This window comes from Legionellales bacterium, assembly GCA_026125385.1.
GTDB lineage: Bacteria > Pseudomonadota > Gammaproteobacteria > JAHCLG01 > JAHCLG01 > JAHCLG01.
Genome location: JAHCLG010000002.1, coordinates 14,460 through 30,109 on the forward strand (window position 1 = coordinate 14,460; position 15,650 = coordinate 30,109).

General features: G+C 38.1%; 15 protein-coding genes. 5 read left to right on the forward strand and 10 right to left on the reverse strand.

What is annotated here, in order from left to right; genetic code table 11:
• Positions 1 to 13 precede the first annotated feature (13 nt).
• Together murB and KIT27_01015 are read left to right on the forward strand one after the other, a co-directional pair.
• Positions 14 to 1,027, forward strand: coding sequence for a UDP-N-acetylmuramate dehydrogenase (gene murB / locus KIT27_01010; protein ID MCW5588217.1), 1,014 nt, complete (start codon positions 14 to 16; stop codon positions 1,025 to 1,027).
• 47 nt (positions 1,028 to 1,074) lie between these two features.
• A complete protein-coding gene (locus KIT27_01015; protein ID MCW5588218.1) occupies positions 1,075 to 1,476 on the forward strand; it encodes a hypothetical protein in 402 nt (133 codons plus the stop codon).
• Positions 1,477 to 1,636: 160 nt separating this feature from the next.
• On the opposite strand, the gene KIT27_01020 is transcribed toward KIT27_01015, so the two are convergent.
• The 4 genes from KIT27_01020 to gshA form a co-directional block, all read right to left on the reverse strand.
• Positions 1,637 to 3,313: an EAL domain-containing protein gene (locus KIT27_01020; protein ID MCW5588219.1), complete on the reverse strand. Its 1,677-nt coding sequence runs from the start codon at positions 3,311 to 3,313 to the stop codon at positions 1,637 to 1,639.
• 168 nt (positions 3,314 to 3,481) lie between these two features.
• A complete protein-coding gene (rpe, locus tag KIT27_01025) occupies positions 3,482 to 4,147 on the reverse strand; it encodes a ribulose-phosphate 3-epimerase (protein MCW5588220.1) in 666 nt (221 codons plus the stop codon).
• 2 nt (positions 4,148 to 4,149) lie between these two features.
• Complete coding sequence (gene gshB, locus KIT27_01030; protein MCW5588221.1) at positions 4,150 to 5,085, reverse strand: glutathione synthase; 936 nt, start codon at positions 5,083 to 5,085, stop codon at positions 4,150 to 4,152.
• On the reverse strand, positions 5,082 to 6,365 hold the full coding sequence (gene gshA / locus KIT27_01035; protein ID MCW5588222.1) for a glutamate--cysteine ligase: 1,284 nt from the start codon (positions 6,363 to 6,365) through the stop codon (positions 5,082 to 5,084). Before gshA ends, gshB begins: the two co-directional genes overlap by 4 nt.
• An 80-nt stretch (positions 6,366 to 6,445) precedes the next feature.
• Between gshA and KIT27_01040 the strand changes: the two genes are divergently transcribed.
• Complete coding sequence (locus tag KIT27_01040; protein ID MCW5588223.1) at positions 6,446 to 6,703, forward strand: hypothetical protein; 258 nt, start codon at positions 6,446 to 6,448, stop codon at positions 6,701 to 6,703.
• Positions 6,704 to 6,736: 33 nt separating this feature from the next.
• Here KIT27_01040 and KIT27_01045 read toward each other — a convergent pair whose 3' ends face one another.
• Entirely contained in the window at positions 6,737 to 7,912 is a 1,176-nt protein-coding gene (locus KIT27_01045) for an ATP-binding protein (GenBank protein ID MCW5588224.1), read from the reverse strand.
• A 199-nt stretch (positions 7,913 to 8,111) separates the two neighbouring features.
• Between KIT27_01045 and KIT27_01050 the strand changes: the two genes are divergently transcribed.
• The gene (locus tag KIT27_01050) at positions 8,112 to 8,648 is read left to right on the forward strand and encodes a hypothetical protein (GenBank protein ID MCW5588225.1); all 537 of its coding nucleotides are present in this window, start codon (positions 8,112 to 8,114) and stop codon (positions 8,646 to 8,648) included.
• Here the strand turns inward: KIT27_01050 and KIT27_01055 are convergent.
• A complete protein-coding gene (locus KIT27_01055; protein MCW5588226.1) occupies positions 8,626 to 9,390 on the reverse strand; it encodes a class I SAM-dependent methyltransferase in 765 nt (254 codons plus the stop codon). The two genes, KIT27_01050 and KIT27_01055, sit on opposite strands and share 23 nt — an antisense overlap.
• A gap of 112 nt (positions 9,391 to 9,502) precedes the next feature.
• Here KIT27_01055 and KIT27_01060 point away from each other — a divergent pair, with 112 nt between their 5' ends.
• Positions 9,503 to 11,302 (forward strand): protein kinase family protein, encoded by a 1,800-nt coding sequence (locus tag KIT27_01060; GenBank protein MCW5588227.1) that lies wholly within the window; start codon positions 9,503 to 9,505, stop codon positions 11,300 to 11,302.
• Between the two features lie 35 nt (positions 11,303 to 11,337).
• On the opposite strand, the gene KIT27_01065 is transcribed toward KIT27_01060, so the two are convergent.
• From KIT27_01065 to KIT27_01080, 4 genes are all read right to left on the reverse strand, one after another.
• Positions 11,338 to 12,624 carry a Glu/Leu/Phe/Val dehydrogenase gene (locus KIT27_01065; GenBank protein ID MCW5588228.1) on the reverse strand — a complete coding sequence of 429 codons (1,287 nt, stop codon included), beginning with the start codon at positions 12,622 to 12,624 and terminating at the stop codon, positions 11,338 to 11,340.
• Between the two features lie 566 nt (positions 12,625 to 13,190).
• Positions 13,191 to 13,913: an outer membrane beta-barrel protein gene (locus KIT27_01070; protein ID MCW5588229.1), complete on the reverse strand. Its 723-nt coding sequence runs from the start codon at positions 13,911 to 13,913 to the stop codon at positions 13,191 to 13,193.
• A 306-nt stretch (positions 13,914 to 14,219) separates the two neighbouring features.
• Positions 14,220 to 14,798, reverse strand: coding sequence for a YggT family protein (locus KIT27_01075; GenBank protein ID MCW5588230.1), 579 nt, complete (start codon positions 14,796 to 14,798; stop codon positions 14,220 to 14,222).
• A gap of 13 nt (positions 14,799 to 14,811) precedes the next feature.
• The gene (locus KIT27_01080) at positions 14,812 to 15,639 is read right to left on the reverse strand and encodes a pyrroline-5-carboxylate reductase (protein ID MCW5588231.1); all 828 of its coding nucleotides are present in this window, start codon (positions 15,637 to 15,639) and stop codon (positions 14,812 to 14,814) included.
• Positions 15,640 to 15,650 lie beyond the last annotated feature (11 nt).

Genomic DNA, 15,650 nt, shown 5'->3' on the forward strand with positions numbered 1-15,650 from the left:
CAACGAGTCACGTATGATGTCATTAATCCAAGAATGGGTGGATTTATCGTCTTTAAATACCTTTCATTTACCCGTGAAGGCACGTTATTTTTTAGAAATTAATCACCCTGAAGATTTTTGGCCAGTGAAATCTACTGATAAGTATTTAATCCTCGGTGGAGGCAGTAATATTTTATTAACTCGCGATTTTCCTGGTACTGTTCTGAAGGTTAATTCTCGTGGCATTGACATCTGTGAAGAAACAGAAAACACGGTGACGCTCGCTATTGCTGCTGGAGAAAATTGGCACGAGGTAGTGAAATTTTGTATCGATCACAATTTTGGAGGAATTGAAAATTTATCGTTAATTCCAGGCACCATTGGCGCAGCTCCTTTACAAAATATTGGCGCCTATGGCGTAGAGTTTGAACAAGTATTTAAGCAATTAATGGCCATTAATTTATATACTGGTGAAAAAGTTTATTTTAGCAAACAAGATTGTCAATTTAGTTATCGTCATAGTATTTTCAAACAGCCCGAGTATAAACATTTTTTGATTAGTAAAATTTGGATTACTTTAACCAAACACTCACATACATTTAATATAGAATATGGGGCTATTCGCTCACAATTGCAAAAAATGAAGATTAAAGATTTATCGCTACGTGCGATTAGCGATGCGGTGATTCAAATCCGCCAAGAAAAATTGCCCGACCCTGCACAATTAGGCAATGCGGGCAGTTTTTTTAAAAATCCCATTATTACGCGTAATCATTATCAATCATTATTACACCAGTATCCGCAATTACCTCATTATCCTGTTGCCGATCACACTCAAGTAAAAATTCCTGCAGCCTGGTTAATTGAGCAAAATGGTTTGAAGGGTTGGCGCGAAGGTAATTGTGGCATTCATAAAGAACATGCCTTAGTGTTAGTCAATTATGGCGGTGCCAACGGGCAAGAAATTTGGAATTTAGCACAAATGGTAATAGCAAGTATTAAAAAGCAATTTCAGGTTGAACTAACTCCTGAAGTGAATGTTTATTAACAGCTAAAACTTCGTTACAATGGCTTTTTGCCCATGGAAATAAGATCATGCGACAAACGATGAAAGAATATAGTGTTTATGTAATCATGGCCGTGCTTGGCTTTGTGATTACTTATTGGCTCGCTGATATAGGCCCTTTGCAACCGATTGGTATTGCCTTACCCGCCATTGAAAAAAACCTGCCCCCAGCCAACCCACAATCACTGAAAATTTATAATCAATTGCCCGCAGGAGCACAATCCGTAGGATTTGTGCGCGTGGAAATGCATTTTAACCAGGTTAATTCATCACAAGAACAACAAACCCTCAATTACGCTAAAACATTAGCCGCATCATTAGGTGCCAATGGTTTAGTAACCATCGGGGTGAATGTTACGCCAGCAGGCTCTGAACCCAGTGAGTTAATGAAATATTTTTTAATCGGCGAAGCAGTTAACGTCAGTCAATAATAGGGCGTGTTGACAATTCGCTATGCTGAGACGTAGCTTGTTATTTTTGAGCACTAGCGCGCAGTTTACACGAAGTAAATGAGCAGCGGAGCACAAAAAATCAACGAGATACGGCCTGCAGAGTAGAATTGTCAACACCCCCTAAAAACGATCCAGAATTTTAATTAATGATTTTATCGTTCAAACATTCGATTAGTTCTTCATTCTTCATGGGTTTACCGAGAAAATATCCTTGGCCATATTGGCATTGATGTGTGCGCAAAAATTCGTATTGTTCTACTGTTTCGATGCCTTCTGCAATCACTTTCACCCCTAAACGTTGAGTTAAATTAATCACGGAACTAATCACAGCAACATCGCTGGGATTATCGGGAAGTCCATGAGTAAAGACATGATCAATTTTAATGCCATTGGCAGGTAATGATTCAAAGTAAGCCAAGGTTGAAAATCCTCGTCCAAAATCATCAATATAAACATCAACACACATACTACGTAATTCTTGGATCACTTGCTGAGTATTTTTAATATCTTTAACTAAAGCAATATCCGTAATATCAAATCCTATGTGGTGGGGGGCTATGTGATGTTTATTCAGTACGTGATGAAATAAAGTAATAAAATCCGGTTTTAATTGACGAGAGGCGATATTAATGAATATTTTCTCTAATCCTATATTATTTTTTTGCCATATATCAAAATGACGACACGTTTCTTCTAATACCCAGCAACCAATTGGCTCAATCAATCCAGTACGTTCTGCATAGGGGATAAATTCATTAGGAAAAATATCACCCAAATATTTATGTTGCCAACGAATCAAAGCTTCCACACTAACAATTTTTTTTGTATAAAGATCAAAAATAGGTTGAAATACTAAATAAAATTCACCATTTTTTACTGCATCGTGCAAATCATCATGGATCATATTTTGTTGATCAAAATTATGTTGAGGTGTTTCACAAAAATTTTGATAAAAGCTAATATTTTTTTTACGAATAAATTCTAATGCTTTGTTAGCGTTATTGATGAGAAGCTCGGTACATTCTCCATCTAAGGGAAAATTTGCAATACCGAGTTTGACAATAAACTCGTCTAAATCAATATCATTGAACTGAAATCCTGGTATGCTTTCTAAAATTCTTTCTGCAACAGATGAAGATTCAAATAATTTATTCATGTCATTTAAAATAATTCCAATCTTATTCTCATCGAGAATACCCACGATATCCACATGTCGCACCACCTTGCTAATATATTTTGCTAATGCGCGGGTAAATTCTTGTTGCTGACTGCGCTTATTTTTTAATAATTTAACTTCACAGATCATTAACGCCAGCAAACGATGCCGCTGTTTAGCATGCATAATGCCATGGGTTAATAACTCGGTAAATTGTTCACTTTCGGGAAGAAAATTTCGCTCAGCAGGATGATATTTTTTATAATAATTAAATTTAAACTGAGCTTTAGCTTCAAAAATTGCTATTTTCAATGCCTCAGCACTGAGTTGGGATTTAATTAAAATGCCATTGACTCCTGCTTTTTTAATTTTTTCATGTGGGATGGTTTTATCTTCGTTGACTAATAAAATAATCACGCTATTTTTAGCTTTTCTTTTAAAGGCTTCAAGCAATGCCAAAGTCGCTTGCTGAGTGGGATCGGCATTTAACATAATACAATCGGGGGTATGCTCATCAAATTGGATCAAGGCATCGTGAGTATCTTGTATAACCAGTGCTTGATAATGCGGCGGCAAATAATGAGCAATGAGTGTTTTAAAAGCATTATTTTCCTCCTTGCTCCCGCCCGTTAAGAGTATACGCGTTATCGACCTATCCATGGCCAATATCCTTGTGTCGCTATCCTGTTGTATAAGTATAGACGATTAATTACGAGGTAGAAAAGCATGCTTGGGTTAACAGAGGATGAACAAATCATTCTGCTCTGATTAATCGCATCCTGCATTGTACTCTAGTGTTCTAAAATCAAAGACCTAAGCTGCAATGAGTTAATCTGGCAATTGATCGAGTAAAGCTTGCAGAGTTGCAGAATAGGATGGTGTATTAAAGAAAGCCGATCCCACAATAAATGTAGTAGCACCCGCCGCGGCAATTTGTTTGATATTATCGATTTTAATGCCGCCATCTACGGCAATTTCAATTTTTTTATTTTTTATCAGAATTTTTTCGTGCAACAATTTTATTTTTTCGAGCATGGCTGGAATAAAAGTTTGCCCACCAAAACCCGGATTTACCGACATAATTAAAATAAAATTTAATTTATCCCAGAGATGATCAAGACAGTCTAAACTCGTTGCAGGATTTAACGCTAATCCTGCTTTTATATTCAATGAATGAATTAATTGCAAAGAACGATCGACATGTTTGGAAGCTTCGGGATGAAAACTTATCGCACTGGCGCCTGCATTAGCAAATTGTTCAATTAAATTATCGACAGGTTCCACCATTAAATGCACATCGAGTGGCGCTTGAATGCCATAATCACGTAACGCGCGACATATTGGTGGACCAAATGTTAAATTAGGCACGTAATGATTATCCATCACATCAATATGAATTTGATCAGCGCCAGCATCCAAGGCCGCTTGAACTTCTTCACCAAGGCGGGCTAAATCTGCTGATAATATCGAGGGTGCAATGGTATATTTTTTCATGCTCATCCTAAACTTTCGATAAATTGCCCAGCAATATCGAGTTGATATAAGTGATTTAATTCCCGAATACAAGTGGGACTCGTGACATTGATCTCAGTAATGTAGTCGCCAATGACATCAATGCCCACAAAGTCTAAACCTAATTTCACCAACCGCGAACCAATTTGTTCACATAAAAAATAATCGCGTGGCGTGAGTTCACGGCCTTCACCGCGACCACCAGCCGCTAAATTAGCACGCGTTTCCTGCGCTTTGGGAATTCTTGCTAAGGCATAGGGAATAGGTTTTCCCTGAATGAGTAAAATTCGTTTATCACCTTGGCTTACTGCGGGTAAAAATCGTTGCAACATAATGGTACGAGTAAATTGTTGGGTAATCGTTTCTAAAATAGAATTTCGATTTACATCATCCTGGCGAACGCGAAAAATTCCACGACCACCCATGCTATCGAGCGGTTTAACAATAATATCCTGTTGGTTGTGGATAAAATCTTCCATAATTTCACGATTGCGAGTGACTAAGGTTTCTGGAATACACTGTGGAAATTGCGTAATAAATAGTTTTTCATTGGCAATTAATACACTACTGGGTTTATTAATCACTCGGCCACCCGTGTAATTCACTAAATCGAGCAGTTGAGTTAAATAAATATATTCTAAATTTACCGGCGGATCTTTACGCAACAATACGACATCTAATTCGTCCAGTGCCAGCGTTTGAGTTTTTTGAATCGTGAACCACTGTTGCGGATTATTTTTTACTGCGATAATTTTAGCGTGTCCGAAGGTGCGGTTGTTATGAATGAATAAATCATCTTGGGTGAAATAAAATAAATTTATTCCACGTTCTTGCGCTGCCAGCAGCATCGCCAGTGAACTATCTTTTTCAGGGTGAATGGATTGAATGGGATCCATTACCATGCCTAATGTTTTAATCATGGTTTTTTCACCAATTCACGTGCCGCAGCGGCTAAGGCGAGTCTTGCGATCACGCCATAAGTATAAAAGTGTTTGGATTTTTCATCGGCACAGGGATTATTACAACATTGCGAAAAAGCCAATCGTTCAAAATGCATTCCAGGTGAATTTAAATTTTCACTCATGCCGCGTTGTGAGTGTACGCGATAAAATCCGCCAATCACATGTTGACCTAACATATAAACTACCGGTTCTGCCGTATATTTATGTTCGCCCCAAGTTTCAAAAGTGTGAACACCTTCTTGCAAAATAACTTTGCGAATATCGGTATTGCCTTTCGATTTAATCATATTACTGCGTTGTTTACGATTTAAATTTTGTAATTGTTCAATGGAATCAATCATCATAATGCCCATGCCATAGGTACCGGCATCGGCCTTTACCACAATGAACGGTTTTTCTTGAATATCGTATTCTTGATATTTACGTTTTATCTTGGCAAAAAGTTGTTCTGCATTACTGATTAAGCAGTCTTCGCCTGCACCATTTTTAAAATCCACTTCGCCACAATTATTAAATAAAGGATTAATTAACCAAGGATCAATATCAATTAAATCCGCGAACTCATTCACAACTTGATCATAAAAAGCAAAATGTTGAGACTTTAAACGGCTTGACCATCCCACATGCAAAGGTGGGCGAATACGTTGGGAAATGTTTTTTAATATTTCTGGCACGCCATCGGAAAAATCGTTATTAATTAAAATTAAACACGGTTCAAAGCCTTCAATCACAACTTTGTCGTTGATTCTTTGAATGGGATTTAATTCAATAATACGTCCAGAAGGCAATTCAAAATTCTTAGGCTCTGTTAACTCGGGTAATAATGATCCGATTTTAACTTCAAAGCCTGCTTTAAAAATAATTTCTTGCAAGGTAGCTAAACTTTCAAAATAAAATATATTGCGAGTATGATTTTCAGGAATAATTAATACGCGCACCGCACCCGGGCAATTGTTACATAAGGTCATTTGCGCAGCTTGAATTGCCAGCGGCAAAAAATCGGGATTTAAATTATTAAAACCTGCAGGAAATAAATTAGTGTCAATCGGTGCTAATTTAAATCCAGCATTGCGTAAATCGACAGAGCAGTTAATCGGAGCTGGAGTTTGCAGCCATTGCTGGCGCAGCCACGCTTCGATGCTTACTTGATGCTGTTGAATATGTTGTTCGAGTATTCGCAACGGGCCGCTTAAGGCGACTTGCACTTGGGGAATTTGAATATCAGCAATTGAGCGCATGGAGTTTCATCCTCAGCTATTTCTGTGGATAATAGCGTGTATTTTGCTTGCCGACAATTCTAATACGATGGAGGTTTTTCATGAATGAGTTTCTGCAAAATGTCAGCGCCCAGATACCGAATTTGCAAATGATGTTAATGATAGTGAATGCTATTTTACATGTACTATTTGCTGGAGCCGTGGCTCGAGATGCAGGTCAAATGCATAAAATTGGCCGCCGCCCTGCTCTCGTGGGTGCTGTCACCTGGTCATTTGCGACCTTATTAGGTGGAATTGTGACGGTTGCGATTTATTGGTTTATTCATTATTCACGCTTGAGTACGCGGCAAAGTGATTAGCAGACTTGCAGGTAGACTTAAGCAACAGATGCATTAAATAATTGTTTTATCCCATAGATTATTTAAAAATATTTCCCACGGCAGAATATCAATTTGCAGCTTCTCATCGAGAATTAATTTTTGAGGTTTAGGTACATTACAAACGACTATCGATCGTTTAGGTTTTGCATAGTCATAGAATGCTAATAAACCATTTAAATCTGTCTTATGGATGCTTTCAGCTATTTTTACTTCAATAGCGATTTCGCCATCATCAAGAATAAAATCAACTTCTTGTCCTGTTTGGGTCCGCCAATAATTAATTGTAAAATCTAAATCATTTAAACCGCGATAAGCTAGAATTTCGTTAAAAATATAATGCTCGAACATAGCACCCGCTTGTGCTCCCTTAAGCTCCATGATTTTTCTTTTACATAGACCATTGACTACACCCACATCAAATAAATAAAATTTAGGTGTTTTTACTGGAATATGATCACGCTTTTTACGATGAAAATAAGGCTGTAGAAAGTAGCCTAAAAGCGTATCTTCCAATATGTGGTAATACTCTTTAACCGTTTTGCTATCGATTCCACAATCTCGAGCAATATTGCTAAAATTAATAATTTCTCCATTTGAATAGGCGGCCAGTTCTAAAAATCTAGAAAATGCGGTTAGATTACGAGTTAAACCCTCAGCTTTAATCTCTTCGGTTAAATAGTCGTAGATATAAGATTTAATCGTTTTATGCCAATGTGTTGCTAAATAATGTGATGGAATTAACCCTTGATTCAGTGCGCGTAGTAAATCAAAATTTGGAATTTCTGGATACACTAAAGGATAAAATTCATATCGCCATGCTCTGCCCCCCAGCATATTGGCACCTTCTTTTTTTAATTTTCTAGCACTCGAGCCACACAATATAAAATAAGCATTACTATTTTCAATCAGCCAATGAACTTCATTTAAAAGTTGCGGAATTTTTTGAACTTCATCGATAATAATCGGATAACGTTGTTTTTCTGGCGGTAGCGCTAATATTTCGGCACGTAATGTTTGAGGCTCATTTAAAAAACGCCAGTACTCCTCCGTTTTTAATAAATCATAATACTGACTCTGCGGGAAAGAGTGCTTTAAAAAGAACGACTTGCCGGTTTTACGGGCACCCCATAAAAAAGCGGATTGCCCCTGCGGTAAATCAAGTGTTAAATAACGGTTGAAAGCAGTCATTTCGGAGTTAACTCCTAATTTTGGTCGAAATTTCGGAATACATTCCGTAAAATATAACAGATATATTCAAAAAATCAATAAGATGCTGTTTCTGAAAGTCGACCAGAATAAATTGGATACCGTTTAAGGTAGAAATGATTGCACATTAATTTTGCACATTATACAATCCTGCTCAACGATAACTCTAAGAATAATAGCGATGTATATACAGTTTCCCCCTACGGGCTACTCAGCCAGTTTTTTTCATTTTTCACAAAAAGACTTTGCGAAAAGACATCATCTGCCGTTAAAGGATGGCATTTGCAATTCCATCTGTAATGCGTATCTTTATTTAGTGTTAACCAAACAGTATTCCAGTTGGAGTGACCCTTCATTTTTATCTTCAGTAAAAATGATGTTAAGGTATGAAATTCTGCTGGCTAAACGAGGAGATGATCCGAATGCAGTGGGGTTTATTCGGGCAGGATTTCATCCACACACTCACGTGATCCGCAAACAGCAATTAACTCGCCTATTAAAACAAATCCCTTATGCCATCATTAATGTAAAAACCAAACAGCATCCGCATGCGTGGGCTTATGTGCAATTAAACGATAATCACTGTGCATGGCTTGATCCCAATCGCGGAGAAACACGAGACACGTGTGCTAATATTTACGAGGCCATGCAAAACGCCTTAAAAGAACGCTACCAGGTGAACGATCAGGACGTAGTCAGTGTGATCCATTCACTGTAGTAGCCCCCGCTCGATCATAAACATCATAACGAATAGCGCTACCGCTTAAACTGAAGCTGGGGGTTTCTAAACCTAAGGGTTTGGCTAAGCGAGGTAATTTGACAACCACGCGAGAACGGGCAACTGGTAGCGCGGCTGCTAATAAGTGTTCAGCATCGGTATCGTCACCGACTAAGTGTCTTAAGAGGCGCATGGATTTTTTATTCAGCGCGGATTTGGCACGATGCGGATACATGGGATCGAGATAAATCACATCAAACGCTGTGGGTGTGGTTTGCAAAAATTGCAAACTATCGCCTGGAATAAAATGAAATCGTTGTTTAATATCGTCATCGTCTAGGTGATGAATGGCATCGGCAATCAACAGGGCTAATATGGGTGAGCGTTCTAATAAGGTGAGCTTAGCACCTAAATTTGCGAGGAGAAAAGCATCTTGAGCAAAGCCGGCGGTGGCATCTAAAATACTGGGATGAGCCATTTTATGCAAACCACAGGCACGCGCGATTAATTGTTTTTTTCCTTGCTGATGAATACGTTGTTGAATGAGTTTTCGATCCCATTGCACGGTGAAAGATTTGGTATTTTTTTCATTATCGGCAAGCGCTAAGCGTTCGCCAACCGTTAAATAATAATCATAGTCTGCGGATTTATGGCTAACAACCGGCAAACCTAATTCGAGACTATAGTGTTGAGCCTTTGGATGATAGTAAGGTGATTCAGGCAGTATCGCTAACTTAGGCATGAGATACCCTTTTGTAAAATAGGCATTTTTTATTGTGATAATAGAGTATTGTGCATGTGTTGACAATAGGATAAGATATGTGATATTAAAATTATAATCAAGTACTTGTGGTATGTTGTCGAATCTTCCTGAAGATATTCTCAAGCGAATTAAAGAGTCACCGACTTCGCAACCTTATTCTTTGATCAAGTTTGAACAAGCTAATAAATCGTATACATTGTTTTGCGTACAAAATGATGATGATTCTTCTAAACCTAGAAATTATTATATTACAAAAGAAAATACTATACTCAATAGGGGATCATGCGGTTCCGTATCACCCATTTATTCAGTAAATGCTGCAACGGGTGAAATTAGTAATGATGAGAGCTTAGTTATTAAAACATCAGCAATTTCAACTCGTGAATCACGCGCAATTGCAAAATTAGAAATAGCGAATTTAACAAAATTAGGACACGATTATTATCTTCATGCCTTAGGAGATAATAATTATGCTTATATCATCATGCCGAGAGCACCCGGCAAAGATATCTTTGAAATCGCTACTGATGAAAACCTTACTCTGACTTGGTCACAACGACTTGAAGGCATTCTGGGATTTTTATTGCGTTTACAAGAATTGCATCAAGGTCATAAACGCACTCCTGCCATCTTACACGGGGATCTCAAACCTGAAAATGTCATGTTTGATCCAGAAACGCTCATCACTACGGTGATTGATTTTGCCGGCGCTAGTGTCCGTAAGCCTAATGAGGCTAATGAAATACCGAATGCTGCTTACTTCTTATTATCGACAAAAGAATATAGAAATCCCTCAGCAGAATTCTTAACAGAAGAAGAAGATATTTATTCCGCCAGTTTTATTGTTGAAATGCTCGCATTTAACCATACCAATATTACTGAAGCAAATATTAATCATTGTGGGCAGATCCACTATGAAGCCTCAGCCAGTCGACAAGTCTTTAGGCAAAGAAATCGCGATGCGTTAAGAAAATTATCAGCGGTAAAATCAGCTCAGTTAGAATCTGGGAATGCAATTCCCCGAGTTGTGCAATCTAATCCTCAAAATACACAAGATGAGAGACGAGAGGCGCAATCAAAGGCGAATGCTGAACAAGAATCAGCGATAGCAAAGGAAAGAGAGACTATCACTCAAGAGTTGTACGAAGAATTTTCTAAACAACAGTTACTTGCTATCCTTAACCTCGTAAAACAAATGCGAAATCGTGATAGCACGAAAAGAATAAGCTTAGAAGATGCGATCCACAACATTACAAACATTCTGCGCGACTATATTCAATTTGTGGAATGCCCTGAGCAGACAAAAATAATTGATACAATTAAATCGACAGCACTTGAGTTAATTAACACATTAAATGGTAATAAGAATAGTATAAGACAATTTTTAACTCAAACTATTAAATTAAGTGAACAAATTATAGAGGACATGGGGCTAATTGGTTTTACAAATATGCTTATTGAAGAACGCCTATCTTTACTTTTAGAAAAATTTATAACGCATTTAAATACAAAAAAAACAGAAGATTTAATCAGCCTAATCAATAATCATGATGATTTTGTTAACGAATTCCACAATTTTAAAAAAAATAAGACTAATAATATTAAATTTATATATTCAGATAAAGAAAATGAAGAAATTATTGCTCAAGCAGAAAAACTAATTAATGACCAATTAGTTTCAAAATTTAAAGAGGAATATAAAAATCAATGCAAAAACAAATGGGTTCCTACATTTTTCCGTAGTACTTTTGCGAAAAAATACGTATTTTCAGATCGAAAAGATATTCAATTCTCAGAGATTCAAAAATACTCCGAAAGTAATACACATACTAAAAGATCAACTGACGTTTTTAAAAGTATTAAAGGAAAAAAAATTACTCTAACACAATAGAGTACTCAAACCTCACCCAATCTTATTTACCCCCCTCATTCCTCTTTACGAAAAAAATTGCGCGTGCCTTTGGCGCTGATAGCATGGCCAATGCGATTGAGTGAATGAACATACGCCGCGGTGCGCATGTCGCACTGATGTTGTTCCATTAAATTATAAATATTATGAAATTCGCGTGACATGATTTTTTGCAGTTTGTCGTGAATTTCATCCACATCCCAATAATAACCCGCGCGATTTTGCACCCATTCAAAATAACTCACGGTCACGCCACCGGCATTAGCAAGAATATCTGGCATGACTAAAATATTTTTTTGACGCAGAATTTCATCGGCTTCTGGCGTGGTGGGGCCATTGGCAATTTCAACAACTACGTTTGCTTTAATACGATGAGCATTGTCTTTGGTGATTTGGTTTTCAAGCGCTGCGGGAATTAAAAAATCGACATCCAGTTCTAACAGTTCTTCATTACTCACGTGCTCGGCGTGAACATCTTCGCAGACGGAGCCATTACAATAAACCGCACGGATTTTACGCGTGGCATTTTTATTTTGGATGAGACTCGGCACATCAAATCCGTTCGGACTATAAATGCCCCCTTGGGAATCGCTGACGGCGACAATGCGAAAACCGTCTTTATGCAATAATTCGGCGATGACTTGTCCGGCGTTGCCAAAACCTTGCACGGCCACTTTGATGTGTTTAGGATCAATCCCACGTTTGGCACAAAATTCTTTAATGCAATAATAAGCGCCGCGACCTGTGGCATCTTCACGCCCTAGGCTTCCACCTAACGGAATGGGCTTTCCAGTGATGACGGCAGGCGAATAATGGCGTTGAATTTTTGAATATTCATCCATCATCCAACCCATGATCATGGCATTGGTATAAACATCGGGCGCAGGAATATCGGTATCGGGGCCAATAAAATCGACAATCTGCATAATAAAACCGCGGCTTAAACGTTCTAATTCCATTTTGGATAATTGTTTCGGATCGACAATCACCCCACCTTTACCGCCCCCATAAGGAATGCCAACCACCGCACATTTAAACGTCATCCACAACGCTAACGCTTTCACTTCTTCTAAACTGACATTGGGATGAAAACGAATACCGCCTTTGGTGGGACCGCGCGTATCATCGTAGCGCACGCGATAACCCGTGAAAACTTGCAGCGATCCATCGTCCATGCGCACGGGGATCGAAACTTCTAATGCCGCTTTCGGATGTTTTAAGCGTTCTAATGCTTCTTGATCGATATTCGCGTATTGAAAAGCGGTATCTAAGCGAGAAAGTGCGTCCTCGAAAATATTACTCATGATGATCCCTTTAATGAGTGATGTGATTGATCGTATTAAAGCAAATTCTATTCTTAACTACAATCGACTTATGAGCGTAGCCCATATTAAACAAAGTGAAATACCGGAAAATTGATCCGATTTGATATGCTCGCGCGGGAAGATTCACGAGATTTAAAACTATCGCGTTTTCAAATCCTTTTACTAAAATCTCTCGGCAACGAAAATACAAATTTTTTTTGATCCTAGATTATCCCGCCTCTTACATTTTATTTTTTTCGCAAAGTTCAGTGTCAGAGAGAGGGTAGCTTAATCGACAGGTGGGATTTGGCGTTGATCAGCCTTAATCTAAGAGCCTGTCCAAAGGTTTATTACTGCCCGCCCTTAGAGTCTGTTCAAAATCTCCAATCTTGGTCATAAACTGCCGATTTTCTGTGCTCCGGTGCTCAAAAAATTGACGCTTTCTGACTCAGGCTTGGAGATTTTGAACAGGCTCTTAGTGGGAAGAGGTATTGGAAAGAAAGAAATTGAATTTATATAAAAAAAAGCCCGAGATGAAACTCGGGCTTTTTTACTTTAAGGTTAAATTAACCTAAAGAATTTAAACCGCCGCCAATGTTAGCAACATCGCCGATTGTGTAAACAGCGCTTACTAAGAATTGATCATTGGTGTTTTTAAATGTTAATGTTTGGTTTAAAGCTGTGTTTGGTACAGTTCTGCTTTTATTGCGAACTTGTGTCCATTCAGCACGTAAACCTAATTGGTTGGTTAAGTTAACTTCCATACCACCACCGTAACGGAAACCATTACGTTTGTAGTTGTCGTTAGCTGTAGTAGCTACACCAGCAACTGTTTCAGTTTCAGTTGTTTTGTAACGAGTTTGTTGCCAACCTAACACTGCATATGCTTTGGTATTTGGAGTTACGAAGTAACCTGGACGGAAATCTACACCCCAAGCAGCTCTAGCTTTTTGTTCAAAAGTATCACTAACAGTATTCGTGGTATCGTTAAGAGTGTTAGTAATTTTCGCACCGGACATTTGGCCGTTTAATTCAACACCTAACCATAAGTTATTGCTTAAGCAAAAGCCATAACCCACAAAAAGTGTTCCTAAAGCGCCATCACCTTGCAATGTCATAACGTGAGAAGTTGTAACAGCGTTTGTTGTATCAGTACCGGTGATTTTGTTAGCTAACGTTTGGTAACCAACGCCAGCACCGACATAAAGACCACCAGCAGCTGCTAATGCTGCAGAAGAAGCAACGGCTAAGCCAGCTGCAACGCTAAATAATGCAATTTTCTTTAACATAATTATGTTCCCTTCCTCAAAAATAAAAAATTTTTTAAACCCACTTCTGCTACCCACAGAAAATGTTGGGGTTATCGCCTAATTGAATAGTTCGAACTCATACAGCACAACGTGCGTGGTACTGCAGAAGTTACGCAATTATGCCACATCAATTTTCAAGAGCCAATGTTTTTATAAAAATAATTCGATATTTTTAATAAAAAAATACGAATTACATACAAAGCAACTCGATTTGTTCGGATAACGTCATTTCTAAATTATCTTTTTCATCCTGAATAGTCACAATTGATTTTACCAAAATTTAATCTAGCTTAACGCCATGTATAGTCCATAATTCGTTAACGGTGTCGCCACGAGTATGTGTAATACCCCTAACACCATCATCACAGGAATGGGCGATAAATCGATCCCAGAAATTGGCGGAAGAATACGTCGAATAGGACGCATAAGAGGTTCGGTTATTTTATATAAAATAATACTTAATGCTGAGTAATTACGTTGATTAATCCAAGAAAAAACTGCTTGAATGATGATCACAAAAAAATAAAATTGAATAATAAATCCAATTAAATCCCCCGCGGCCCAAATTAAAAGGCCACCGATATTAGGCCAAGCCAATAATACGAAACAGCTTATTATTAATTTTAACACTTCGAGTAAAATTAATAGCGCAACGATGGCTAAATCAAATCCATAAAATCCAGGAAATAGTTTTCGCAAGGGTTTTACTAATGGATCGGTTAATTTAATACAAAGTTGCGAAAGTGGATTATAAAAATCGGCTCCAATTTTTTGCAAAATTAAACGCAAAAAAACAGGCAACATGCAAAACATAAAAATGGTATTAATTAAAAACATAAATGCTTGTTGAAAATAGGGTCCCATTTTATTCTCCTGTTTATTGTTGAAATAAATCTGCTAATTCTTGCGCACGCAGACTGGCTTGTTGAATTGCTGTTTTAATGGTCGTTGAAAAATCGTGCTCGACAAAAACTTGTAAGGCTTTTTCGGTGGTACCTCCGTGAGACGTCACTCGCTTGCGCAATTCCGGTAATGCCACATCACTTTCTAACGCCATTTTGCACGCGCCAAAACCAGTTTGCAATGTAAACAACTTGGCAATCTCAGGCGCAATGCCCAAATTAATTGCCGCTTCTTGCATGCATTCCATTAAATAAAAAAAATAAGCAGGGCCACTGCCGGATAATGCCGTTATGACATCTAATAAATGTTCTTCGGCAAGCCAAGCCACGATCCCCACTGATCGTAAAATAGATTCTGCGAGATTTTTTTGTTGAGGACTGACTAACTCATTGGCAAATAATGCTGTCGCACCACTTTGACATAAGGCCGGTGTATTAGGCATGCAACGCACAATCGGCAGGTTGCATCCTAACCATTGCTCAATTGCCTGAATGCGTATGCCTGCGGCAATTGAAATTAATACACATTTATTTTTCTGGGTAACAATTTCTTTAATTTCTTCCACGACATTTTTCATGACTTGGGGTTTTATTGCCAGCACAATAACATCCGCATGCGACACCGCTTCTGCATTATCTGCCGTGACATGAATACCCAAACGTTGTTTTAAATGTTCTAATATTTTTGGATCAGAATTACTGGCATAAATACGTTGCGGATCATAACCATCGGCGTGCAAGCCACCAATTAAACTGCTGCCCATATTTCCAGCGCCAATAAAGGCAATATTGGGATGTAACATAATTTTTCCTC